The sequence below is a fragment of the Nostoc sp. genome (assembly GCF_036917535.1).
Lineage (GTDB): Bacteria > Cyanobacteriota > Cyanobacteriia > Cyanobacteriales > Nostocaceae > Nostoc.
In genome coordinates this window covers 101048-125334 of the sequence record NZ_JBALDA010000100.1, presented here as the reverse complement: position 1 = coordinate 125334, position 24287 = coordinate 101048, and the positions used below count along the sequence as shown (strand labels likewise).

The window sequence follows — 24287 nt, the reverse complement described above, 5'->3', positions numbered from 1 at the left end:
TCAAGTTTCCACAGCAATTCAACGACACTAAAAAAACACAGCGCTGATACTTTATCACCATTAGTAAATGCGATCGCACTTGACATCAAGTTTCCACAGCAATTCAACGACACTAAAAAAACACAGCGCTGATACTTTATCACCATTAGTAAATGCGATCGCACTTGACATCAAGTTTCCACAGCAATTCAACGACACTAAAAAAACACAGTGCTAATACTTTATCAGTACTAATAAATGCGATCGCATTTACATCTCAATTTTTCCATCTCCGTTAGGGGAAGTTGATGAAAAAGAACTATCGCGTTTACCAAATCCAAGAAGGTCAACCAGTTGTTTCCATCCCCGTTAGGGGAAGTTGATGAAAAAGAAAGATCCATGTTTCTGCACCGCTGGTGTAACACCGTTTCCATCCCCGTTAGGGGAAGTTGATGAAAAAGTATATGTTTACGCTAATTGGCTGTGCTGCTTCTAAAGAGGTGTTTCCATCCCCGTTAGGGGAAGTTGATGAAAAAGCAATTTGTATGGTGTCTTAAAAGATGCTATTGATAATTACTTGTTTCCATCCCCGTTAGGGGAAGTTGATGAAAAAGACTATTACATGCGTCCCCTGCATTTTTCGGGAGCGCAATGTTTCCATCCCCGTTAGGGGAAGTTGATGAAAAAGAGTAACAAATGATGCAAATTCTGACGAGGGATTAAGTCCACGTTTCCATCCCCGTTAGGGGAAGTTGATGAAAAAGCTGTTCGTTTTTCGATAACGCTACAGGGATAGGGAGTCTATACGTTTCCATCCCCGTTAGGGGAAGTTGATGAAAAAGTTTTAACTGAAAACGGCATGAGCTTCAAATCCATTGAAGTTTCCATCCCCGTTAGGGGAAGTTGATGAAAAAGCTTAATAGAGTCCAATTTAATAATGGAAAAATTACAGTTTCCATCCCCGTTAGGGGAAGTTGATGAAAAAGAAATAAATCTTGTAGAGTCAAATGGCACAGTCCACGAAAGGTTTCCATCCCCGTTAGGGGAAGTTGATGAAAAAGCCTTTGAGTCATATTTTACTAGGAAGTCTCAATCTGAGGCTGTTTCCATCCCCGTTAGGGGAAGTTGATGAAAAAGCCCTACCGGGAATGCAGCTATTGCATTTCAAGACCCATTGTTTCCATCCCCGTTAGGGGAAGTTGATGAAAAAGCTTTTAGGGTTTGTAAGCGGAATTGTCGCAGGAACCGTTGTTTCCATCCCCGTTAGGGGAAGTTGATGAAAAAGAATCGTCCTTCCAATATTAAGGATCCGTCGTCCCTAACGTTTCCATCCCCGTTAGGGGAAGTTGATGAAAAAGAATTGCGAAACAGAGGGTTTCGAATTTGAGTTTTACAGTTTCCATCCCCGTTAGGGGAAGTTGATGAAAAAGTTTTGCTCCTCATTATGGAAAAAAGTATGTCTTAAAGTTTCCATCCCCGTTAGGGGAAGTTGATGAAAAAGATGATTGTTTTAGTGATTATCCTTCCCATCCTGGGAATTGGGAGTTTCCATCCCCGTTAGGGGAAGTTGATGAAAAAGCCCTGCTGTTGAAACCGAGATTCAAAATCAAAGTAAACGTTTCCATCCCCGTTAGGGGAAGTTGATGAAAAAGGCCACTCTCTTATAAGCCTTATTATTACTGAGCTTGAGAGGGGTCAATCTGAGGGGGTCATTTTTACCGGAGAATAGTTGATAAATTCCGCCAATAAAATCGATTCTCACACGCCTCAAAGCCTTACTCAGCAAGCTATCTGAGGGGGGCAACGATAGAATAAGGGTTTCAGCCATTGCCTGACCCCCTCAGATGCTTATCAATCAATGACGAATTTATAAGTTTGCCAAATGATTGAGAGTAGTTGGAAACGCTAAGTTTTAACTTTATTAATTTTTCATGGTTCAGTAGAGTTAATCACAAGTGTATGGAAATCTACTAAAAAAGTCAAGGTGAAGTATAAAGTATAAAATTACTCCACCTAATTTTTTCATTGAAAGCGACGAGAAACTCTATACCACAAGTGGCGTGGAGTTTTCATTCTTTACCCAATCTCCAATACTTCTCTACGAGACGCGGCGCAAACGGCAAGGTGTCACAGTGAGCCTGTCGAACTGCTCAGTACAAGTCCCCAGTCCCTTTTAAAGTTTCCAAATCATCGGTCGGTATAACTCCACTTCTCCCATCAAAGAAGCAATGTATTCTCTTACCTGTAATTCCAAACAACGGCGAAAGCTGACTTGATATCCTGTATGAGGATGCATTACCTCAAACTGCAATTTCTCCTCCCAATGTTTGAGAAATTTTTTTAATGCGTGAGGTTGAAGATATACGCCACCTTTTTCATCTGGAGAAGTAAAATCTTCAGATGTGAAAATCTTGGAATTAATTAAATAAGCTACAAGGGAATCAACCAGTTGGGCGCGAAATTCTTCCATTAAATCACTGACTAAGGCTGGGTGATTATCACGGGGAACGTGAAGGTTGCCAAAGTGCGTGTGTAATCCAATTACTTGCACAAAAGAGAATACATTTTGACTTAATAATGTATATCCCAAACTTAACAAGCTATTCACTGGATCTGTTGGTGGACGCTTGGTACGTTTCTCAAAGACAAACACTCCTGTAAATAGAGAACCCAAAGCTTGAAAGTATAAAGTCGCTGCCTTTCCTTCATATCCCCGCAGCGAGTCCATATTTTCAGCCAAAGTTAACTTCTCCATCAATTCTGCGATCGCACTGATTGCTGTTGCGGCAACTTTCGAGGGATGGCGACGGTTTAATTTTAAAAGTAATGCACGGGAATTATGTAATTTCGCCCACACAATCGCCTCTGCCTGCTTTCTGGTAAACTCTGGATTTTGACAACGCTCAACCTGTAACATCAAATATTCAACCTTAGCATCACCTTCTACTTGCAACCTGCCAAAATACCTGCCCTTCTGCGACAAATACATAATCGGAATCCGTCGCCGCAACGCCATACTCACCGCACCATGTGATACATTACAACAACCAAATAACACAACATTGCTGACTCGACTAACTGGAACTTTAATCCGTAATTCACCTTGATAATAAACTTGAAATTGTTGATTTTTGACGCTCAAATAAGCACCTTGGTCGGTTATATATAAAGTAGTCATGGTTTCCTGCCAATAATGAGAAATTGATGCTCTCGGAAAATTGATCGGCTTGTCAATACTGCAAGCTTTAGGAGGACGAGAAACTGGTTTCGCTGGTCTTGGTTTCGTGCGAAAATAAGGTGTACCCGAATCATTAATTACCCATTCACCAGCGAGTACAGGTTTGGGTGGCGGTGGTGCATAAACTTCACCATCAGCAAAGCGATAACCCAAGAAAGTAAACTCATCATTAGGAGTAAAAATCTGTGTCTTCTCTGGTTGTAGAGTTAAATAGACTTCTCCTAACCAAGCAGTAATTTTGTCAAGGATACGGTTTGCTTCTTGCCAACTCTTACAGGCAATAACAAAATCATCCCCGTACCGCACCAAATTAATACCTTGACTGAGACATTTTCGATCAAAATTAGTCAGGTATAAATTTGCTAAAGCACCAGAAAGTCCCCCACCTTGTAATACTCCTTTGCCAAAGTTACGATATTGTCCAGCGACGATAATTCCTGATTTCAGTTGTCCTTGCAGTAATTGCATTAGACTCGGTTCGAGTGATAATTCCTCCAATGCAGTTAACAACAATGCCCAACAAAGATTGTCAAAAAAATCGGCGATATCGGCTTTGATAATCCATTTTGGTTGATACTGATAGTATCCATATAAATGTTGTACTGCTTGGTGAATACTGTGTCCAGGACGATAGGCGTAGCTGCAATCAAGAAACGTATCTTCTAAGGGAAAATACAATTCATCGAGTAGTAAACGCTGGATAATTCTATCCCGCACAGTAGGGACACCAATTAACCGCTTACTGCCGTTTTTCTTGGGTATGTAAAATCCTTTGGCGGGGCTTGCAGTGTAAGTTTCGTGGTGGAGTTGATATTCGAGCTTCTGTAATTGCTCAGTAGCCATTGACTCGAATAAGTCAACAGAAATACCATCAATACCCGCAGTTTTACTTCCCGCACGGACTTGTAGCCATGCGAAATGGAGATGTTCTTTAGTGAACATAATGACAAGTAAAAAGTAAAAAGGTAAAAGAAAGAATCCAAGCTTGATTCTGGGTATTTAAAAGGTGTCGAATTCTTTGCAGTAAGTAAGCTAAGATGTTTTTAATTTGCATGACTATGGCGGGCAAGATGCCCACCCCACAAGAGTTTTATTTATGGTTAATGTGCAAATTAGATGACCAACAGCTTACCTTTAACTACCTTTAACTTAATTGTTGCAGTGCCATATATGAGTTCATGTATGGGTTATTGACTCTTGTATATGACTTCGTATATGGAACTCATATTTGATTTTTGAAAAACAGATTCCATTCATTAGATCTCTTGCAAAAGTCCCTAACACCCCACCCCCAACCCCTCCCCGCTTGCGGGGAGGGGAGACAAAGCGTAGCTTTGGCGGGGTGGGGTTTTTATTTTTGATTTATGCAAGAGGTCTATTGTGGGGTAGGCATCTTGCCTGCCCAGAAAGGATGGACAAGATGTCCATCCCACAAGAAAATCAGCAAAATAGCTTGGAATGTAGAGTTGCTTTCCAGCAGAAAGGACGGACAAGATGTCCATCTCACAAAAATAAAAAAAGTCGCACATCGCGTTACTTAATATTGCTTTCTCAAACTCCAGTTTGTTTTCTCAAACTCCAGTTTGCTTTCTCAAATCCCAGTTTGCTTTCTCATTTCAGTAGATTCAGCAAGCAAAAGAATATATTGCTTTCTCAAATCCCAGTTTGCTTTCTCATTTCAGTAGATTCAGCAAGCAAAAGAATATATTGCTTTCTCAAACTCCGGTTTGCTTTCTCATTTCAGTAGATTCAGCAAGCAAAAAGACATATTGCTTTCTCAAACTCCGGTTTGCTTTCTTATTTCAGTAATCTTATCACTCATCAAAACTATCGCTATGTAGCCAAAGCTGTTGCAGATTTGCTGGAATTCTCTCTGGCTGATCTATACGGAAGTTTTTTAAGGTAAAGAATGTTAACTACACTACATTCCCAGGTGTATATTATGGCTCGAAGAAAAAGAACTTCCCAAGTGTTAGAAAAAGCAACGCGTCGTGCAGCTGGTATCAACTCAATTGATCCGAATTTAGATGTGGGCAATGGACTCACCTTACCAGCTTTTTCAACCCTAATCGAGATGATGCGAACTAAAGAAAATGCTTATAACAGCGCCCTTTCCAACCTTGATAAATTATACCGTGAAATGTTGGAAATAGAGGATCAGTTGGCAGACATGGCAGAACACATACTAATGGGAGTTGGGACTCGATATGGCAAAAGCAGTATAGAGTACGGCATGGCAGGAGGAGTTCCTAAAAATCAGCGTCGCAAAGGACTCCGAGGCGAGTCGCCAATTCCTAGTGTTGAGCAACCGTCAATTGTTGCCAGTGTGAATGGCAATGGTAATGGTAAGACAGTAGCACCAACCAACTAAACAGTCAAAAGTATCTGTAGGGTGGGCAATGCCAGCCCTACGATCTACCAGCCTGCGATCGCGCGATCGTTATGTGTTAACTTTTATCTCATAAATCTCCCAAACTCTTTTCTTTTGCCTTTTACAGCAGATTGCAAGTTAATGAAGTACATCCTTTAACCCTCCCCTTGGAAAGGGGAGGGAAATAGATTTCCTGTTTCCCCCCTTTACAAGGGTCAATCTGTAATTTAGTTCAAGGTTCTCCGGTATTAACGTGCCACTGTGTCCGAAGACACCGTTCGACTTGCATGTGTTCTGTAATTTAGTTCAAGGTTCTCCGGTATTAACGGGAAATAGATTTCCTGTTTCCCCCCTTTACAAGGGGGGATTAAGGGGGGTAAAGGATGTACTTCATTTAGATGTAAAATGCTGTAACTTTTAACTTTTTACTTATTATGAGCCGGACTCTGGTTGCATCATCTGAAGGTGTGAAGCTGGCAAGAAAAGCCTTAAAAGCCAGAAACTTAACTCAAACAGATTTTGGTATAGAGGTAAATTTAAGTTACACAACTGTTAGTAATTTCTTCAACGCTAAACCGATATATCGCACAAATTTCCAAGAGATGTGCGTTTTCTTGGGCTTAGACTGGCAAGATATCGCTGCATTTGGTGAAGAAGCCGAAACCCAAGAACTCACACCCCTCGATAAACTTTGGCAACAACTTCAATTATTAAGCGCTCCTACTGAACAAATGGGGCTAGTCCTAGTAAAAGAAGAAACACTACGTTGGGGTCAAAAAATACCGAGTCGTTACGAAAAATCAGTGCAGGTAGGTAGCTATATTCGTTTTGAAATTAACTTAGAGACTCCTGGATATTTACTACTGTTGCAAAAAGATACATCTGGACAACTATGGTGTTTTTGTCCCTCGTGTTTTGCTCCCCAGCCGCACTTGAATACAGGTAAGACAACTGTGCCTCAAGAAGGTTCGCCAATAACGTCTTTCCCAATAGAAGGCGAACCAGGTAAGGAGGAAATTATCGCAGTTCTTACCAAGGAAGTACCTACATTAGACTGGTTACGGCAAGAGAATGATCAGGTTTTGAAACTAGAAGCAAGTCATCTTATAGAGTTACTAGAATATATGACTGAACGCGGAGACTATCAACTTTGGTATACAGATTACATGATTACTGCACGTTAGCGAGTAAAAAGTCTAATTTATTACTCACCTGTGCAACTAGAAATTGCAGCTACCCAGACAAAACCACCTACACTGGTTTCAAATCCTTAATTTTGTGTAATTAAAAATTATGAAGCAGCTTGACTTTTATGGTTTTTTTTTCATACTATGTATACTGAAGTATTGCTGAACCATGAAAAATCAATAAAATCTAAATCCAGCGTTTCCAATTACTCTCAATCATTTGGCAAACTTATAATTTGTCATTGAATGATAAGCATCTGAGGGGGTCTATACAATGGCTGAAACCCTTATTATTTCGTTTACCCCCTCAGATAGCTTGCTGAGTAAGCATTTGAGATGTGTTAAAGTTGAGACTATTGACAGTGTTTATCAACTATTCATCTGGAAAAACGACCCCCTCAGATTGACCTATCTCAAGCTCAATCTTAATAAGGCTTCTAGGAGAGTGGCCTTTTTCATCAACTTCCCCTAACGGGGATGGAAACTTGGACGTATATGTAGCTCCTGTTGCAACGACAAATTCTTTTTCATCAACTTCCCCTAACGGGGATGGAAACTGTCGCTAGATCTGCAGAAATACTGGGTTCAGGGTTATTCCTTTTTCATCAACTTCCCCTAACGGGGATGGAAACATTATCTCCGTTATATTGAATAAACAGAGCGTTGAATTTTCTTTTTCATCAACTTCCCCTAACGGGGATGGAAACTGATATACTTGGGAGAGTCTTCTGCTTGCCGAAAAACTTTTTCATCAACTTCCCCTAACGGGGATGGAAACAGTTCGCAAATTTGGTTTCATTGGTCAGCAGATATTCTTTTTCATCAACTTCCCCTAACGGGGATGGAAACATTGCCATAAACCAATTCCAGTCAAATAGAATTCTAGTTCTTTTTCATCAACTTCCCCTAACGGGGATGGAAACCCTGTGGAAATAAGGTTAGTTGCACTTGCAATTAGCGCTTTTTCATCAACTTCCCCTAACGGGGATGGAAACATTGCTGCATGAAGAGCTGGATCGGCAACAAGCGAAAACTTTTTCATCAACTTCCCCTAACGGGGATGGAAACCTTCTAAAGCACTTTGCAGCTTTGCAAGTTCTGCCTTATGCTTTTTCATCAACTTCCCCTAACGGGGATGGAAACAATTAGGAACCTCATGTTCCCCATTCAGAATATCCAGTTCTTTTTCATCAACTTCCCCTAACGGGGATGGAAACCACTTTTCCATCCTTGGGAAAGCATATACAGAAACAACTTTTTCATCAACTTCCCCTAACGGGGATGGAAACTGAAACTTTCTAATCGTGCTTCAGGAATTGAGGAGGCCAAGACTTTTTCATCAACTTCCCCTAACGGGGATGGAAATTTAATTCCCCTACTGTTTCTAGAGATTCAGTTTTAACAGCTTTTCAAACAACTTCTCCTCACAGGGATGAACAATTTTAGATAAAATAAGTAATTGATGAAAAGTCAAAACTAGAAAATATACAAGCATCTGGAACTAGCAGATGAAAAAACTCATAAAAAAATTAACTCAACTTAATTTACAGATTGTGCAACTTGCTGAACAAGGAAACTTCAAGCAAGCAATAATTATTGCCCAACAAGCTGTCAACTTAGGCAAAAGCCAGCAGCTAACAGAGCATTCAGAATATTGTGATAGCTTGAATAATTTAGCAGAATTATATCGAATACAAGGATGTTATTTAGAAGCTAATACCTTGTATTTACAAGCCTTAACTATTAGAAAAAGTCTCTTAGGTTCAGAACATCCTGATGTTGCCCAATCTTTTAATAATCTGGCAGCACTATACTATTCACAAGGAAATTACTCACAAGCAGAAATTTTTTTTTTAGAATCTCTCGAACTTTGGAAAAGTATTTTTGGAGCCGAACATTTTCAAATTGCGACTAATTTAAATAATCTGGCAGAGATTTATCGAGAACAAGGAAAATATCTCAAAGCTGAACAAGTACATTTAGAAGTTTTAGCAATGCGAAAACGTCTGTTTGATGATGAACATGCAGATATTGCTCAAACATTAACTAATCTAGCATCCATTTACACATCACAAGGACGCTATAAAGAAGCAGAAAAAATGCACTTAGAAACCTTGGCGATGAAAAAACGCTTATTTGAAGAGTTACATCCCGATATTACTATTAGCCTGAACAATTTGGCAAAATTGTACGATGTTCAAGGACGTTATCTAGAAGCAGAACAACTGCATTTAGCTGTTTTAGACAGATGGAAGGAAATATTAGGAAACGAACATCCATACATCGCATCTACCTTTAGTAATCTGGGGGGAACTTATCAAGAACAAGGGCGTTACATAGAATCAGAGCAAAAATATCTAGAAGCCTTGACGATGAGAAAACGCTTGCTAGGTGATGAACATCCTGATATTGCTAGCAGCTTGGATAATTTAGCAGAACTTTATCTGATTCAAGGACGTTATTTATCAGCTGAACAAAAGGCTCTGGAAGCTTATTCTTTGAGAAAACAACTGTTCAGTCCTGAACAGTTCGATATTGTTAATAGCTTAAAAATCCTGGCAGTAATTTACACATACCAAGGGCGATATTTAGAAGCAGAAAAACTATATTTAGAAGTATTCCCAATACTAGAAAGCTCACTAGGAAAAGAGCATCCTGTAATTGCTGATACTTTTAACAATCTGGCAGGACTTTATGAACAACAAGGAAATTATTCCCAAGCCGAACAAAAATATTTATCATCTCTAGAAATTCAAAAAAATCTTTTAGGTAACGAGCATCCTGACATTGCCTTTACTTTCAACCAAATAGCAGTTCTTTATCGATTACAAGGACGATATTCCGAAGCGGAACAACTGCATCTAGAATCTTTGGCAATCACCAAAAATATTTTAGGAGAACAACATCCATTAGTAGCAGCTATTCTCAATAATTTAGCGGTATTATATGATGCTCAATATAAATATCAAGAAGCAGAAAAATTATTTTTATCAGCTTTAGCTATTGTTAAAAGTGCCTTTGGTGATGAACACCCACAAGTAGCAAGTACGATGAATAACTTAGCGGTTATTTATGATTTTCAAGGTCATTATCAAGAAGCAGAAGAACTACATTTAGAAACATTGAGACTGAGAAAGTCATTACTAGGAAAAGAACACCCACAAATTGCTAATAGTCTGAATAATCTGGGACAGTTATACTTTTCGCTGGGACGCTATGAAGAAGCAGAACAGAAGTATGTAGAAACTTTAGCGATGAGAAAACGCCTGTTGGGAGATAAACATCCTGATGTTGCATTTAGCTTAAATAATCTCGCAACTGTGTTAGCTGCGACTAACCGCCCAGATGAAGCTTTATCTCATCGCATCGAAGCCAGTAACATCAATGATAAGATTATTCGTAATATATTTGCTTTTAGTTCCGAAAGCGATCGCCTGGTCTTTCTAGAAAAAATCAGAAATAACTTTGACTTATTTCTTTCCCTAGTCTGCAACCATCTTGCTGATTCAGACAAAGCAAAACTGGCAGCATTTTTATTTGTCCTCAAACGTAAAGCCTTAACCGCATCGGCTCTGGCGGCTCAAAATGAAGCATTTTACAATGGTCGCTACCCGCATCTCACAGAAAAATTCCGTCAACTGCGTGACCTTAGCAACCAAATCATCCATCTCACTTTTGCAGTTCCCGAAACAGATGACTTAGCTACATACCAAGATAATTTGAGACAACTGCAAAACACACATAACAACTTACAAAAACAATTAGCGGCACAAGTTCCAGAAATTCAGCTATTACAGCAAACTTTCGACTGTGAGGCGATCGCACTAGCATTACCCCCTAACTCCATTTTGGTCGAGTTTGTGCGCTTTGACATATTCGATTTTCAGACAATTCCAGCGAATCCAGAAACACGATGGCATCCAGCTCGGTATTTAGCATTTATTTTAACAGCCGGACAATCAGATGCCGTGCAGATGGTAGATTTAGGGGCAAGCACATCCATCGATAAACTGATTCAAGCCTTTCGCTTACAAGCATCTGACTACACCTACCCGACATTAACTTGGGGTAAAGGTAGTGACGCACCAAAGCTGTACATCAAATCATACAATCCCACAGATGCGATGCAACTGAGTCAAGCACTGTTCGATCCCATCCGGGACTTAGTGAAAGATTGCAGACATCTAATTATTGCACCCGATGGTAATTTAAACTTAGTGCCGTTTCAGATATTGCCGATTGATGCCACAGGCTCACGTCTATTAATGGATGAATATACCATCAGTTATCTGGGTGTCGGGCGAGAAATTCTCCGTAGCAAAGTTCAGCGACCAACAGGTTTTATTTCAGCACCATTAATCATTGCCGATCCTGATTTTGATTTAACAGCAGATGCAGCCACAGATCAAGAAACTGGCAATGCACTAGCACCAAAAATACCAGAATTACTTACTACCCTGACTACAAAAGGCTTGTTCCGCGCTCCAGGGACAAGGTTTTTGGGGGAAAGTGTAGCGAAAAAACTGCCCGATGCCAAATTATACTTAGGCGCAGAAGCACTAGAAACCCGCCTGACAAGTAGCGAGTGTCCTAGTATCATGCTAATTGCGACTCATGGCTTATTCCAAAGCGATTCCCAACCGCAATCAGTCACCTTGAGGCGCAACCTATTAAACATGGAAGGTCTTGGAACAACCAAGGTAGAAAATCCCATGTTGCGTTCTGGGCTGGCGTTAGCGGGTGCTAATACAAGGCTTGCTGGTGGGAGACTTCCGCAAGCAGCAGGCAAAGGCTTTGTTTTTGCTCAAGATATTGCCAGTTTAGATTTGTGGGCGAATGAATTGACGGTTCTTTCTGCCTGCGATACTGCCAGAGGAGATATTAAAATTGGCGAAGGAGTATTTGGGTTGCGTCGCGCTTTCGCAGTGGCGGGTACAAAAACTCTGGTAATGAGCCTATGGTCTGTTCCTGACAAAGTAACTGCCTTACTGATGGAGCGTTTTTTTGATTACTTACAGTTTGGCATGAGTCGGTCTGAAGCATTACATTCTGCTCAAAATTATATACGTAGAATTACAGTTAAACAATTGCGCGAATCAGCTTTGGGTCTGGAAGTGCTAAAGGAACTTTTAGCGGTCAAAAAGTTATCAGTAAATGATAAAATTGATTGTCAAGAAAAAGACACACTATTAGAACATCCCTTTTACTGGGGAGCATGGATTTGTCAGGGAAATACAGATCCATTGGTTAACTAAGCTGTTCCATATAAAAATTGCATATCTTGGGCGGGCGAGACGCCCACCCCACAATAAATGTACAATTTCATGTCATTAATCGCAACTTTTACCTCAATTACAAATATACAAGCGATCGCTTGAGCAAAATTCCCAATCAATCTTCCTCTTAAGCTGAAGCTTGTTTCTTAGCCACAGTCTCAGCAATAACCCAATACGCTTGGCTTTGTGCATCTTCTCTTCACTGGGACAAGGAAGACAAGAAGAAATTACAGCTATTTTCAGGTAAATAGACCACGCGGTAGGGGCGCAAGGCCTTGCGCCCCTACAACAGATGTGGTTCAAATACATGAAAACTGCTGTAAACAGCAACGTCAAGCTAACTTGTCTATTTCTCGGCAGTCATCACCACAACCGCGTCGAGGTTTGAGAAGGTGAATTATGTGCAACCTGAGTTACCCTTAAATCAATGGGCACAAATGAGCTGTGAAACTAATCAAACACAGGCGGTTAAACTATATCGAAAAGCATTGCTCTCATCAAAATAGTTAACCGTTTACTGATAACTGTCAACCACCAAGTATTATGTATAATTACAATCCCTTGGACTGCCTACCTTCATCGGCGGAATTACCAGATTCTGATGATATCCCTGTGGATAACGAACTACAAATATTAATTCCTAATTTATTGTTAGCCATCTTAGCCTCGATTTGGCACAACCGTGATGACTGGTTTTTCGGTATCAATATGGGGATTTACTATACACCATTACAACCTGCTATAGTCCCCGATGGGTTTTTGAGTTTAGGTGTTGAACGTTTTGTTGGAGAAAATGGACGTTCTAGTTACGTTTTATGGGAAGAAGAAGGAATTACGCCCATTTTAACTTTAGAAGTGGTTTCTCAAACCTACAATGGCGAATATGAACAAAAGAAAATAGACTATGCTCAATTAGGCATCTTATATTATGTCATTTATGCACCAACGCGCCTACGTCGTAAGCGTCAACGTTTAGAAGTTTATCGCTTAGTTGAAGGTAAGTATATTTTACAACTCGGCGATAAAATTTGGATGCCAGAAATTGGTTTAGGGATTGGACGAGAACAAGGTATTTATCAAGGAAGAACACGAGAATGGCTGTTTTGGTATGAGCAAGATGGTAACAGATGCCAAACTCCAGAAGAGGTAAACGCACAACAGCAACAACAGCTAGAACAAACTCAGCAGCAGCTTCAAGAACTTTTGGCCAGATTACAACAACAAGGAATTGACCCAAATTTACTATGAACTACCCCTAGCTCAAACTGCATAGACGAAAACGCGATCGCTACTTTTTTACATTAGTGTTTATCGTTGCTTAAAATGCTAGCGTATCGAGAAAATTTGTTTGGTGTCTTTTTTGCGTCACCGATAGCGTAGCGTTAGCGTTAGCGTACTCTTACAGAGAAGCAAGCTACGCGCAGCGTCTCGTAGAGAAGCGGTAGCGAGTACTCAAGCGTCCGCAGGAGCGTCACAGCCCGTCGTAGACATCGCACGCAAAACTTATAATCTTACTTGATAATAAAATTTCAGCCTGCCCAATGCCTGTATGATAAGTATTAGAAACCTTTTGTAATTATTTGAAAAGTGGGACTATGGAGATTTTGACACTAGGTTGGGTATCGTTGTTAGTTGTGTTCACTTGGTCAATTGCAATGGTAGTGTGGGGACGTAACGGACTGTAGAGGCATTGTGGAAAGTCCATTCTTGAGTATTTTGGCTTTATTTGCTGTAGTGCTGCTCGTAGTAGTCACTGGTGGTATTGGTTATTTAACCCTGGCAGATTGGCGCGATCGCCGTCGTCGAGATGAAGAAAAACGCACCACCCGCAGCGCCACTTCCAAGCGGCGATAATTTTCTTGTGATTGAAAAATCTTTTTGTAGGGACGCGATACTATCGTGTCCCTACAATGTTTTTTATGATATTCCCAAAAAATAACTGTTACCTTTGCGATCGCAACGGGAATCATGAAATAGAAGACTTTCAATATTTAAAGTCCCACTGGGAATGGAAAACTCCTCTACTACTCAACCCATACAACTAAATTCAGAACGGCAAGAATCTTATTCAGACGTGACATTCTCCTTGCGTCAGAATGAGCAACAAAAAGCCTTATCTGGAGTTATTGCCCGTATTCGGGAGTCTCTAGACATAGAAACTATCTTCAAAATTACAGTCACTGAAGTCCGCCAACTTCTGAAAAGCGATCGGGTTAGCGTGTTTCGTTTTTATCCTGATTTAGCATGGGAAGGAGAATTTATCTACGAAGATGTAGCAACACAATGGGATTCGGCACTAACAGCCAAACTGCGCGACCACTGCTTTAGTGAGGAGTTCGCCCAGTTGTATCAGCAAGGTCGGATTAGAGCAATAGCTGATATTTATCAAGTTAATGCTAGTGATTGCTACATCCAGATTCTAGAAAAATTCCAAGTACGTGCCAATATAACTGCCCCCTTGATCAAAGGTAAAGATTTATGGGGATTGTTGTGTATTCATCAGTGTGGTGGTCCTAGACAATGGGAAGCATCAGAAATTGAGTTTGTGCAATTAATCGCCGAACATCTAACAGTTGCTTTACAGCAATCAGATTTCCTCGAACAAGTCAAACTACAATCAGCAGAACTAGCACAAGCAAAAGCCAGAGAAAAAGCAGCCCAATGGCAGAAAACCATAGCCATTACCGTTGAGAAAATTCGTCAGTCCCTAGATTTGGAAAGCATTTTCCACACAACCACCGCAGAACTTAGGCAGCTGCTAAATGCCGATCGCGTGGCTATTTATCGCTTCAATCCCGATTGGAGTGGTGAATTCGTGTTTGAATCAGTCGCAGACGGTTGGGTTTCCCTCATAGAGAGACAGTCGCAACGCCCGGAATTGAAAGACAACGTCAGCGAATGTAGCGCTAGAGATTTAGCTAAACCCCCAGTTGCTGATACCTATTTACAAGATACAGAGGGTGGCAGTTTCACTCAGAGTGAAGTATACCGAATTTGTAATGATATTTACAATTCAGGCTTTAGTGACTGCTACATTAAAATTTTAGAGATATATCAAGCAAGAGCTTATGCGATCGTTGCCATTTACCACGGTCAAAAGCTCTGGGGCTTGCTAGCAGCGTACCAAAATGTTGGAGGTCGTGATTGGCAAAAAGATGAGGTTTACTTGCTTACCCAAGTGGGCACCCAACTAGGTGTGGCTTTACAGCAAGCGGAATTTATCCAACAAATGCAGATCCAAGCAGCAGACATCAGTAAAGCTGCTGAAAGGCAAAGGGCGTTGGCGCACACAGTAGAAAAAATTCGTCAGTCACTTGAAATTGAAGCCATCTTTAAAACCACTACTCAAGAAGTTCGTCGGCTATTAGAAGTAGAACGAGTTGCAATTTATCGCTTTTATCCTGATTGGAGTGGGGAATTTGTAGCTGATTCCATCGTTGATGGCTGGACACCAATGGTTAGGCCGCAGCCAGTTACAGAACGCGTACTTGTGCAAGGAAAACAAGCAGGTAAATATGCACGTAATGAAGTTTTTGTACCAATTTCTCAAGGCGAAAAACTCTGGGGATTGTTAGTAGCTTATCAAAACTCCCAGCCTCGTTATTGGCAAGATGAAGAAATCAACTTGCTGGCACAAGTTGGGGTTCAATTGGGGGTAGCATTACAGCAAGCTGAATCCTTGAAACAGATGCAGGTGCAAGCCCAAAAACTGGTTCAAGCTGCCGAACGAGAACGGAAAGCAGCTGAAAGGGAGAAGGCCCTGGCTGCAACCGTAGAGAAAATCCGCCACTCTCTTGATATTGACACCATTTTTGCTACTAGTACAGAAGAAGTCCGGCGGTTATTAGAAGTTGACCGAGTGACAATCTATCGATTCCGAGCTGATTGGAGTGGCGAATTTGTTGCTGAGTCTTTAGCTCAAGGTTGGACACCAGTAAAGAAAATTGTACCTGCGATGTATACGACGGGCGTAGCTGCCTCAGATGATTACTTGCAAAAAAACCAAGTAGGAGACTTTGCTAATGGTAAAACTCTGGTCATTAAGGATATTTACAGCATAGATGATTCTATTCCTTATATTGCCTTAATTGAACGAATGGAGGCTAGGGCATATATGATTGTGCCGATTTTTCAAGGTGAGAAACTTTGGGGATTACTAGCAGCTTATCAAAATATTAAATCCCGTGATTGGCAAGAAGATGAGGTAGATTTGCTAATGCAGATTGGTACTCAGTTAGGGGTAGGACTTCAGCAAGCGGAATTACTCGAACAAACTCAATGTCAAAAAGAAGAACTGACTCAGACTCTTAAAGAATTACAGCATACTCAGAGCCAGTTAATTCAAAGTGAGAAAATGGCAGGCTTAGGGCAGTTAGTTGCTGGTGTAGCACATGAAATTAATAACCCGATTAGTTTCATTTATGGCAACATCACTTATGTTACTGAACATACCGAAAATTTATTTAAATTACTGCGCCTCTATCAGAAACAGTATCCTAAAGCAACAGGAGAAATTCAAAAGCAAGCAGCAGCAGTGGATTTAGATTTTATTAGTGATGACTTGCCCAAAATTCTGACTTCAATGAAGATGGGGGCAGAGCGGATCTCTCAATTAATTTTGTCATTACGAAGTTTTTCTCGACTTGACGAAGCAGGAATGAAGCTCGTTGACCTTCATGAAGGTATTGATAGTACTTTGCTAATTTTACAACATCGACTGCAACCACAAACTAATTCTTTTGCTATTGAGGTAGTTAAGCAATATGGTGAATTGCCTCCAGTAATCTGCTATGCAGCCCAGATGAATCAGGTATTTATGAATATTCTCAACAATGCGATCGATGCACTGGAAAACTCAGTAACTAGTGGAAAAATAATTGAAAATCCTAAAATTTGTATACGTACAGAAGTTATAGAAGGGAATACTGTTCTGATTTGGATTGCTGACAATGGTTGTGGGATTCCAGAGATTGTGCGATCGCGCATTTTTGAACCTTTCTTTACCACCAAACAACCAGGTCAAGGTACTGGCTTGGGATTATCTATTAGCTACCAAATTATTGTGGAAAAACATGGCGGTAATATCAAGTGTATTTCTGAACCTGGTAATGGCTCTGAGTTCTGTATCCAAATTCCGAGCAAACTGTGAGTTAGCTAGAAGAACTCCAAGCCCAACACAGCAGTGTCAGACGACAATAATTTTTTTATAAGCTGTTGTGCATACAAGTTGCACAATTTAAATTGTAGGTAAGAACTTCAAACCCTCTCCCCTGCTTTCCTGCTCCCCTGCGGTTTCAATGTGTAAATTAAGTACTTAACAGCTTATTTCGCTCAAAGGTAGAAATATTTATTAGCACTTTTACACCTATGCTACAATCAGCCCCTAGCTTCGAGAACAGCTACTCTGTAGGAAAGCTTACAGAAAAAGTGAATACTACTTGTTGTTGGGCTTTCACTAAAGGTCTGAAAAGTTTGATTCCTATTAATATATATAATTATAGATTTATATAGTGCGTAAGTCTTACCTAAGAATGAGGGCAATTCCGTAGAGCCTTTATAAAGTGATACCTGTACATTTATTTAGTTTTGTTACGGAAATTACACCATGAGTTCTCAACAAAAATCCAATAGTAAACAAGGGGAGACTGCTGCCAAGAAAGAAAGCACAGCAGCTAAAAAAGCTGATAAAGCTGATGACTTGGATTTAGATTCACTTCTTTCTGCACTAGAAGGAGACTTGACTGCTCTTGATAGCGAAACTGCTACTGGCTTAATTGATGAGTGGTATACTTATTTACACAAAGCTAAAGAGCCAGAAATCAAAGAAATTGCCGATAACCTCAAGCAACTCAAGCAACTGTTGAAAAGTGGTAAAGCTACAGGTCATGAAATTGGTGAAGTGCTAACTGAAATTGGTGAGCAAACAGGTAATGTTGCTTCTGATACTGATAAGGAACTAAAAACTCCGTTACAGAAGTTAGGTAAGCAACTTCGCAATATAGGTGTTTCACTAGGTAAGGCGGAAGACCGCGAACAGATTGAACATATAGAATCAGTAATAGAAACCCTTGAAGGAGACTTGACTAAAATTGAACCTGAGGCGGCGCAAGGTGTGATTGATACGTGGTACACCTTATTGCATAAGTCTGAAAACGAGAATCTCCAAGAAGTTGCTAATGGACTTAAAGAACTTAAGCAACTTTTGAAGCGCAAAACCGCTAAAGGGGCTGACTTTGCCGAGGTGCTGACAAAACTGGGCGAACAAACTCAACAAGCTGCAACTGAAGCCCCAAGGGGATTTAAGGGGCCAATTCAAAGATTAGGTAAGCTTCTAAGTAAAGCTGGCAAGTCATTAGATTAATTTTAAAGTCTGTTTAATTACCGATAATAAAAGCACCTCATTTCACTTTGGCTGAGGCTAATGTGGAGTGGGGTGTTTTGTATAATCACATCACTACGTTTTCGTGTTTTACAACTGGTTTATCTCAGTTACCAAATTATTTGTTAACGAACCACAAAGACACTAAGACACAAAGGAAGAAGAAGCGATGCCTTTGGTGGGCTTCGCCTACGCATAGTGGAGATTTTGCAGATCTCTCGCCTTCTCTACGAGACGCTACGCGTAGCTTGTCCCGAAGGGTACGGCGGACTTCTCTACGAGACGCTACGCGTAGCTTGTCCCGAAGGGTACGGCGGACTTCTCTACGAGACGCTGCGCGAACCTACGCTTTTTTTAACGAACCTTTCTAGGCGCAGAGAACACAGAGGAAGAAGAGAGGAATGCCTGCGGCGGGCTTTGCCTACGCATTTCAATAAAAAGCAAATGATCATCTAGCTTATAAAGTCACGGTTAGGCTATACAAAAGAAGCGAGTCACTTTCTCAACGCACTATCCATTTAAGCCGTCTTACAAACGGTCGGTTTTGGAAGTGCTTCTCCGGTGGCTTCATAAGCCATTATCAGTGACTCCAATGCTTCAGCACCATTTGCAACAGCTTCCTCATAAGTGTCGCCATGCGTCCGAAAAGGCTGTCCAGGGAAATCGGGAAATCCGACTAAAAAGCAGTTGTCTTCATCAGACCATTGAATTAGCATTTGATATTTAAATTTGCTCATCTTCTTGATTATTTCGCTGTTTTTCTTCTACTTCTTGAATTGCTTGTTGAACGTCTTTCTCTTGATAGCGTTTTGCGTCTGAACTGTCTTTCCCAGAAACCGTAAGTTTTCCTGAATATAAAGGATGTATCCAGTTTGTATGACTTCCTTTACCTGGGATTTCTGTAAAATTCGCTCTTGCTAACATTTGTTTGAGTTCCCTGATTTTCTTTGGCATTGTCAGGTTTAGACGCTTAATTAATCCCAAGATATCGCACTTATAGCAAATTGGAGAATGCAATACTCAAAGATGAGTTCAGAGCGTACGTATTCCCAACTAAGTGCTTATGCGATCGCTCTTTTTAAGCAACTACAAAGGCGCACAGGATACAGAGTAAGAAGAGAGCGATGCCTTTGATGGGCTTCACCTACGCATTGTGGAGATTTTTATAGGCGATCGCTTATCATAATTTCACTACCATTAGTAATATAAGTTGCTCTATGAATAAATATGGAAACTAAAGAAATTCTCCAAGCACTCCCAAACCTGAGCATAAGCGATCGCCTGAAGATAACTGAATCAGCCCTGCAATTGGTTCTTCAAGCTAAAGATGAGCAAAAACGCCAATTAGCACTAGCCGCAATCACAGCTATTGTAGACTATGCACCTGGTAGTGAATTAGATATATTCTCTGACTTAAAAGGAGAAGACTTTTGCGAGTATCCAGATGAAGACTTCCACAACTCAAAGAATTATGTACAGAGATGAACTGGAGGTATCCCCTCTATGCTCAAGCAATTTATGAGAAACTAGAAGATATTACAAAAAATAATTTATGTTAGGCTTGGAAAGAGTTACATTTGATCCTCGCATTATGGCGGGACAAGCGTGTATTCGCGGGATGCGGATTCCAGTTTCATTGGTGGTTAATTTGGTAGCTAATGGCAAATCTGTAGAAAAGATTTTAGAAGAATATCCTGATTTAGAACCAGAGGATATTCGTCAATCTTTACTTTACGCAGCTTGGTTAACTCAAGAACGGGTTTATCCCTTCAAAACCGCTTAATTCAGTAAAATGAAATTTTTAGCTGATATGGGAATTTCTCTACGCACTGTGTCTTGGTTGTGTAGTTCTGGTTATGATGTGGTACATTTGCGCGATGAAGGATTGCAAAGACTACCAGATGATCAGATTTTAGTGAAAGCTCGTACAGAAGAGAGGATTTTATTAACTGTAGACTTGGATTTTGCCCAACTTTTAGCCACTAGTGGGGATAATTTACCCAGTGTAATTTTGTTTAGATTAGGAAATGAAAATTACAACGCAATTAATGAGCGTTTGACAGAAGTTTTAAGGGAATGTCAAGCAGATTTAGAACTAGGGGCGATTATTTCTGTCAGTAACGAAACTTTCCGGATAAGGCGATTACTGATATAAGTTAAGTTGATTAATTGTTAGTGTAGCTTACCGTAGCGATCGCACTGTGGAGATTTTACAGGCGATCGCTCTTTTTAACGAACCACAGAGGCACAGAAAAAACAGAGTAAGGAGAGGGCGATACCTTTGATGGGCTTCTCTACGAGAGGCTACGCCAACGCCTACGCACTGTGGAGATTTTTATAGGCGATCGCTTATCATAATTTCACTATCATTAGTAATATAAGTTGCTCTCTGAATTAGTATGGAAACTAAAGAAATTCTCCAAGCACTCCCAAACCTAAGCATAAGCGATCGCCTAAAGATAGCTGAATCAGCCCTGCAATTGATTCTTCAAGAAAAGCACTCACTTACCAAAGATGAGCAAAAATACCAATTAACACTAGCCACAACCACAGCTATTGCAGATTATGCACCTGGTAGTGAATTAAATATATTCTCAGAGTTAGAGGGAGAAGACTTTTGCGATGATCCAGATGAAGACTTCTACAACTCAGGGAATTAGGAGACAACATAATGACCATACAGCTACAATTGAAACCAGAAATAGAGGCTCGTCTCATTGCTGAAGCTGCTGCACAAGGTTTATCGGTAGAAGCTTATCTTGCATCTCTGATTGAAAACAGTTTAACCAGCCATGAAGAAAGTTTTTTTTATCAAGTATCAACTCAAGAAGAGTGGGAAGCTATATTAACAGATTTAATAAATAGTCCTGCTTTTTCTTTAGCACCAGCACTTTCAGATGAAGCAATTAGTCGAGAGAGTATTTACACCAGAGAAGATGAAATGTTATGAGCTATTTGGTGGATACTAATATTTTGCTGCGTTTGGTGCAGAAGAATAGCCCAATGCACTTTGATACTCAAAGAGCTATATTGATGCTCAAGAGACAAGGGGAATTATTATATATAATTCCACAGAATCTCATTGAGTTTTGGGCTGTTGCTACAAGACCAATTAATAGTAATGGTTTAGGTTTATCCACGGCTCAAGCAGTAGAAGAAACTGATAAACTCAAGAAAATATTTATACTATACCTTGATATCCCTGCTATTTTTGATGAGTGGGAATCTCTAATTGTTAAATACCAAGTCATGGGAAAAAAGGTGCATGATGCACGTTTAGTTGCGGCGATGATAACACACCAGATTACACATCTACTTACATTTAATATTGATGACTTTAAACGTTTTTCTGCAATCGTAGTTGTTGAGCCGCGCAGTGTTATACCGCAGTCTTAATTATATTGCAGAGCGATCGCACGCTGAAAAATTGGCGATCGCTCTTTTTAACGAACCACAGAGGTGCAGAGTAAAAAGAGAGCGATCGCATGGTGAAGATTTTGCAGGCTATCGCTCTTTTTAACGAACCGCAGAGGCGCAGAAGACACAGACGAAAAAGGGGAGCGATCGCTTCGCTTTTTTTCACAAACCAAAACTCCTTGTTTAATTTTTGGGTTCTTCTTTGAGTTTATTGTTCTGGTTTTTGTGTTGGCGTAGCTAGATTTTATTACCCAAATAGGGAATCAGATGAACCAAATAGTGAATTGTGTGGTTGCTCCATTCTTATTCGTGTATATAATACTGCTAAGTGAATAGCATTCAGTGTCATTTCATAATCATGCAGTATCCTTTCATGCTCTTTTGCTAACTCGTTACTTCTTGTTTGAGTTTCTTCCTCTAGTTTTTGTTGATTTGCTGGTGTAGCCCAAAAAGTTGGGCTAAATAGTGAATAATGTTGTTTGTTCATTATTTTTCCTGGGTATTGTAGCGAGGTAAAGCGAATAGAGTTTTTATCCATATTAAACCTCCTAATGGAGAATATAAAACATCTGTACTATAAAATAGCACATACAAGAATTATTTTTTACTAAAAAACTTGCTTTGGAAATAACAAATTCCCAAAGCAAGCCCAATTGCTAATTCTTTTTTTCTTCGCACCTTGTGTGCAAAAAGCGTTGTGAACGCGGTTCGTTAAAGTTGCTTCACTTCTGAAACCAACTTCGCCACCATATCCTTCGCACTACCAAAAAGCATCGTAGTTTTATCCTTGTAGAACAACTCATTATCTACACCAGCAAAACCCGTACTCATCCCGCGCTTAATCACAATCGTCTGCTTCGCCCGATCTACTTCCAAAATCGGCATACCATAAATTGGGCTATTTGTATCACTTCGCGCCGCCGGATTTACCACATCATTTGCCCCAATTACCAAAGCCACATCCGCTTGTTCAAACTGGGGATTAATATCATCCATGTCGTACAACTGGGTATAAGCCACATTTGCCTCTGCTAGCAACACATTCATGTGTCCCGGCATTCTCCCAGCAACAGGGTGAATGGCATACTTGACCTCAACGCCCATTTTTTCTAACTGATCTGACAATTCCCGGACGCTATGTTGCGCTTGGGCAACTGCCATCCCATAACCAGGTACAATTACCACAGACCGGGCATAACCCAACATCATCGCTCCTTCTTCGGGATCGATACTGCGGACAGTTTGATCTGTTGCACCACCACTAGCAGCACCATCACCAGAAGTAGCTCCTGTACCAAAAGCACTGAATAGCACACTGAAGAGAGAGCGGTTCATTGCCTTACACATAATTTCGGTGAGGATTAAGCCAGATGCTCCTACCAAAGCCCCAGCGATGATTAACATATTGTTCATCACCACGAAACCAGCCGCCGCCGCCGCCACACCTGACAAGGAGTTCAACAGTGAGATTACCACTGGCATATCGCCGCCACCAATGGGGATGACAAACATCACACCCAGCACTAAGGAAACAGCTACCACTCCCAAGAATATGGGTAAGCTATCTGGTGTGATGATTAAATAGGCACTGCCTACCAAATAAGCACCCAGAAGTAAGAGGTTAAATGGTTGCTGGAAAGGAAATGTAATCGGCGAACCGCTAACTAAACCTTGCAATTTAGCAAAGGCTAAAAAACTACCTGTGAAGGTAACGCCACCGATTAACACGTCCAATAGCATGGAAATATTCACATCTAGGGGTACGGGTGCGCCAGAATCCAATAATCGCCAGAATTCGGCAACGGCGACTAATGCTGAAGCCGCACCACCTAAACCGTTGAGTAAACCCACCATTTGGGGCATTTCCGTCATTTGGACTTTATAGGCAACAATCGCCCCAATTCCCGATCCAATCGCCAAGCCCAACAATATCATCTCGTAGTTCAACACATGCTGATCCAGCATTGTCGCCACAATTGCCAGCAGCATTCCCACAGATGCAATTACATTACCGTTTCGCGCTGTAGCTGGTGAACCCAGCTTTTTCAAACCAAAAATGAATAAGGATGCAGCGACTAAATATGTCAGCTGAATGCCAGTTGGTAAAAAGTCGCTCACGCCTTAATCTCCTTCTTCTTGAACATTTGCAGCATTCTATCTGTGACGAGAAAGCCACCTACAACGTTGACTGTAGCTAGTACTACAGCAATTAAACCAAGAATTACTGACACGGTTGTTTCTCTAGCACCTGAAGCTACTATTGCCCCAAGTACCGAAATGCCAGAAATCGCGTTTGAGCCTGACATTAGAGGTGTGTGGAGAGTCGGTGGTATTTTGTTGATAACTTCAAAGCCGATAAAAGATGCTAAAACAAATACAAACAAAGCAGCAAGTAATGCCTCTGTCATGAAATCAAAACTCCTTGTATAAATGGGCATTG

General features: G+C 40.6%; 21 protein-coding genes and 2 CRISPR repeat arrays. Of the genes, 14 read left to right on the top strand and 7 right to left on the bottom strand.

Annotation, left to right across the window (positions count from 1 at the left end; genetic code table 11):
• Positions 1-261 precede the first annotated feature (261 nt).
• Positions 262-1631: a CRISPR direct-repeat array (repeat unit 35 nt; unit sequence GTTTCCATCCCCGTTAGGGGAAGTTGATGAAAAAG).
• A gap of 521 nt (positions 1632-2152) precedes the next feature.
• Positions 2153-4159, bottom strand: a complete 2007-nt coding sequence (gene cas1 / locus V7K56_RS33990; RefSeq protein ID WP_334918069.1) for a CRISPR-associated endonuclease Cas1 — start codon at positions 4157-4159, stop codon at positions 2153-2155.
• A 1000-nt stretch (positions 4160-5159) separates the two neighbouring features.
• Between cas1 and V7K56_RS33985 the strand changes: the two genes are divergently transcribed.
• The 8 genes from V7K56_RS33985 to V7K56_RS33950 all read left to right on the top strand — a co-directional run bounded on the left by V7K56_RS33985 (position 5160) and on the right by V7K56_RS33950 (position 18412).
• Positions 5160-5588, top strand: a complete 429-nt coding sequence (locus V7K56_RS33985) for a hypothetical protein (RefSeq protein WP_334918067.1) — start codon at positions 5160-5162, stop codon at positions 5586-5588.
• A 434-nt stretch (positions 5589-6022) separates the two neighbouring features.
• Entirely contained in the window at positions 6023-6772 is a 750-nt protein-coding gene (locus tag V7K56_RS33980; RefSeq protein WP_334918065.1) for a DUF4384 domain-containing protein, read from the top strand.
• Between the two features lie 453 nt (positions 6773-7225).
• Positions 7226-8141: direct repeats of the CRISPR family, unit length 35 nt; unit sequence CTTTTTCATCAACTTCCCCTAACGGGGATGGAAAC.
• A gap of 142 nt (positions 8142-8283) precedes the next feature.
• Positions 8284-12030 (top strand): tetratricopeptide repeat protein, encoded by a 3747-nt coding sequence (locus tag V7K56_RS33975; protein WP_334918063.1) that lies wholly within the window; start codon positions 8284-8286, stop codon positions 12028-12030.
• A gap of 564 nt (positions 12031-12594) precedes the next feature.
• Positions 12595-13299, top strand: coding sequence for a Uma2 family endonuclease (locus tag V7K56_RS33970; protein ID WP_334918061.1), 705 nt, complete (start codon positions 12595-12597; stop codon positions 13297-13299).
• Positions 13300-13646: 347 nt separating this feature from the next.
• The gene (gene petN / locus V7K56_RS33965; RefSeq protein WP_012408302.1) at positions 13647-13736 is read left to right on the top strand and encodes a cytochrome b6-f complex subunit PetN; all 90 of its coding nucleotides are present in this window, start codon (positions 13647-13649) and stop codon (positions 13734-13736) included.
• Between the two features lie 7 nt (positions 13737-13743).
• Positions 13744-13905 carry a hypothetical protein gene (locus V7K56_RS33960; protein WP_322732972.1) on the top strand — a complete coding sequence of 54 codons (162 nt, stop codon included), beginning with the start codon at positions 13744-13746 and terminating at the stop codon, positions 13903-13905.
• A 154-nt stretch (positions 13906-14059) separates the two neighbouring features.
• Positions 14060-17200 carry a GAF domain-containing sensor histidine kinase gene (locus V7K56_RS33955; RefSeq protein WP_334918057.1) on the top strand — a complete coding sequence of 1047 codons (3141 nt, stop codon included), beginning with the start codon at positions 14060-14062 and terminating at the stop codon, positions 17198-17200.
• Positions 17201-17656: 456 nt separating this feature from the next.
• Entirely contained in the window at positions 17657-18412 is a 756-nt protein-coding gene (locus V7K56_RS33950; protein WP_334918055.1) for a hypothetical protein, read from the top strand.
• A gap of 536 nt (positions 18413-18948) precedes the next feature.
• Here V7K56_RS33950 and V7K56_RS33945 read toward each other — a convergent pair.
• Both V7K56_RS33945 and V7K56_RS33940 read right to left on the bottom strand, forming a co-directional pair.
• On the bottom strand, positions 18949-19167 hold the full coding sequence (locus V7K56_RS33945; protein WP_334918053.1) for a type II toxin-antitoxin system HicB family antitoxin: 219 nt from the start codon (positions 19165-19167) through the stop codon (positions 18949-18951).
• Positions 19154-19384, bottom strand: coding sequence for a type II toxin-antitoxin system HicA family toxin (locus V7K56_RS33940; protein ID WP_334918078.1), 231 nt, complete (start codon positions 19382-19384; stop codon positions 19154-19156). Before V7K56_RS33940 ends, V7K56_RS33945 begins: the two co-directional genes overlap by 14 nt.
• A 273-nt stretch (positions 19385-19657) precedes the next feature.
• Here V7K56_RS33940 and V7K56_RS33935 point away from each other — a divergent pair, with 273 nt between their 5' ends.
• The 6 genes from V7K56_RS33935 (at position 19658) to V7K56_RS33910 (ending at position 21826) form a co-directional block, all read left to right on the top strand.
• Positions 19658-19915, top strand: coding sequence for a hypothetical protein (locus V7K56_RS33935; RefSeq protein WP_334918051.1), 258 nt, complete (start codon positions 19658-19660; stop codon positions 19913-19915).
• 67 nt (positions 19916-19982) lie between these two features.
• A complete protein-coding gene (locus V7K56_RS33930; RefSeq protein ID WP_334743507.1) occupies positions 19983-20213 on the top strand; it encodes a DUF433 domain-containing protein in 231 nt (76 codons plus the stop codon).
• Between the two features lie 9 nt (positions 20214-20222).
• Positions 20223-20585, top strand: a complete 363-nt coding sequence (locus tag V7K56_RS33925; protein WP_334918049.1) for a DUF5615 family PIN-like protein — start codon at positions 20223-20225, stop codon at positions 20583-20585.
• A 244-nt stretch (positions 20586-20829) separates the two neighbouring features.
• Positions 20830-21090, top strand: coding sequence for a hypothetical protein (locus V7K56_RS33920; protein ID WP_334918047.1), 261 nt, complete (start codon positions 20830-20832; stop codon positions 21088-21090).
• 11 nt (positions 21091-21101) lie between these two features.
• Positions 21102-21380: a hypothetical protein gene (locus V7K56_RS33915; RefSeq protein ID WP_334918045.1), complete on the top strand. Its 279-nt coding sequence runs from the start codon at positions 21102-21104 to the stop codon at positions 21378-21380.
• On the top strand, positions 21377-21826 hold the full coding sequence (locus V7K56_RS33910) for a type II toxin-antitoxin system VapC family toxin (RefSeq protein WP_334918043.1): 450 nt from the start codon (positions 21377-21379) through the stop codon (positions 21824-21826). The genes V7K56_RS33915 and V7K56_RS33910 overlap by 4 nt, the downstream gene beginning before the upstream one ends.
• Here the strand turns inward: V7K56_RS33910 and V7K56_RS33905 are convergent.
• The 4 genes from V7K56_RS33905 to V7K56_RS33890 form a co-directional block, all read right to left on the bottom strand.
• Positions 21810-22013, bottom strand: a complete 204-nt coding sequence (locus V7K56_RS33905; protein WP_334918039.1) for a hypothetical protein — start codon at positions 22011-22013, stop codon at positions 21810-21812. The genes V7K56_RS33910 and V7K56_RS33905 overlap by 17 nt on opposite strands.
• A gap of 81 nt (positions 22014-22094) precedes the next feature.
• Complete coding sequence (locus V7K56_RS33900; protein ID WP_334918037.1) at positions 22095-22385, bottom strand: hypothetical protein; 291 nt, start codon at positions 22383-22385, stop codon at positions 22095-22097.
• A gap of 173 nt (positions 22386-22558) precedes the next feature.
• On the bottom strand, positions 22559-23965 hold the full coding sequence (locus V7K56_RS33895) for an NAD(P)(+) transhydrogenase (Re/Si-specific) subunit beta (RefSeq protein WP_334918035.1): 1407 nt from the start codon (positions 23963-23965) through the stop codon (positions 22559-22561).
• Entirely contained in the window at positions 23962-24255 is a 294-nt protein-coding gene (locus tag V7K56_RS33890) for an NAD(P) transhydrogenase subunit alpha (protein ID WP_138499926.1), read from the bottom strand. The genes V7K56_RS33895 and V7K56_RS33890 overlap by 4 nt, the downstream gene beginning before the upstream one ends.
• Between the last annotated feature and the right edge of the window lie 32 nt (positions 24256-24287).

Coding starts and splice junctions, on each gene's coding strand:
- cas1 (WP_334918069.1), bottom strand. CDS start 4,159: ATGTTCACTAAAGAACATCTCCATTTCGCATGGCTACAAGTCCGTGCG.
- V7K56_RS33985 (WP_334918067.1), top strand. CDS start 5,160: ATGGCTCGAAGAAAAAGAACTTCCCAAGTGTTAGAAAAAGCAACGCGT.
- V7K56_RS33980 (WP_334918065.1), top strand. CDS start 6,023: ATGAGCCGGACTCTGGTTGCATCATCTGAAGGTGTGAAGCTGGCAAGA.
- V7K56_RS33975 (WP_334918063.1), top strand. CDS start 8,284: ATGAAAAAACTCATAAAAAAATTAACTCAACTTAATTTACAGATTGTG.
- V7K56_RS33970 (WP_334918061.1), top strand. CDS start 12,595: ATGTATAATTACAATCCCTTGGACTGCCTACCTTCATCGGCGGAATTA.
- petN (WP_012408302.1), top strand. CDS start 13,647: ATGGAGATTTTGACACTAGGTTGGGTATCGTTGTTAGTTGTGTTCACT.
- V7K56_RS33955 (WP_334918057.1), top strand. CDS start 14,060: ATGGAAAACTCCTCTACTACTCAACCCATACAACTAAATTCAGAACGG.
- V7K56_RS33950 (WP_334918055.1), top strand. CDS start 17,657: ATGAGTTCTCAACAAAAATCCAATAGTAAACAAGGGGAGACTGCTGCC.
- V7K56_RS33945 (WP_334918053.1), bottom strand. CDS start 19,167: ATGAGCAAATTTAAATATCAAATGCTAATTCAATGGTCTGATGAAGAC.
- V7K56_RS33940 (WP_334918078.1), bottom strand. CDS start 19,384: ATGCCAAAGAAAATCAGGGAACTCAAACAAATGTTAGCAAGAGCGAAT.
- V7K56_RS33935 (WP_334918051.1), top strand. CDS start 19,658: ATGGAAACTAAAGAAATTCTCCAAGCACTCCCAAACCTGAGCATAAGC.
- V7K56_RS33930 (WP_334743507.1), top strand. CDS start 19,983: ATGTTAGGCTTGGAAAGAGTTACATTTGATCCTCGCATTATGGCGGGA.
- V7K56_RS33925 (WP_334918049.1), top strand. CDS start 20,223: ATGAAATTTTTAGCTGATATGGGAATTTCTCTACGCACTGTGTCTTGG.
- V7K56_RS33920 (WP_334918047.1), top strand. CDS start 20,830: ATGGAAACTAAAGAAATTCTCCAAGCACTCCCAAACCTAAGCATAAGC.
- V7K56_RS33915 (WP_334918045.1), top strand. CDS start 21,102: ATGACCATACAGCTACAATTGAAACCAGAAATAGAGGCTCGTCTCATT.
- V7K56_RS33910 (WP_334918043.1), top strand. CDS start 21,377: ATGAGCTATTTGGTGGATACTAATATTTTGCTGCGTTTGGTGCAGAAG.
- V7K56_RS33900 (WP_334918037.1), bottom strand. CDS start 22,385: ATGGATAAAAACTCTATTCGCTTTACCTCGCTACAATACCCAGGAAAA.
- V7K56_RS33890 (WP_138499926.1), bottom strand. CDS start 24,255: ATGACAGAGGCATTACTTGCTGCTTTGTTTGTATTTGTTTTAGCATCT.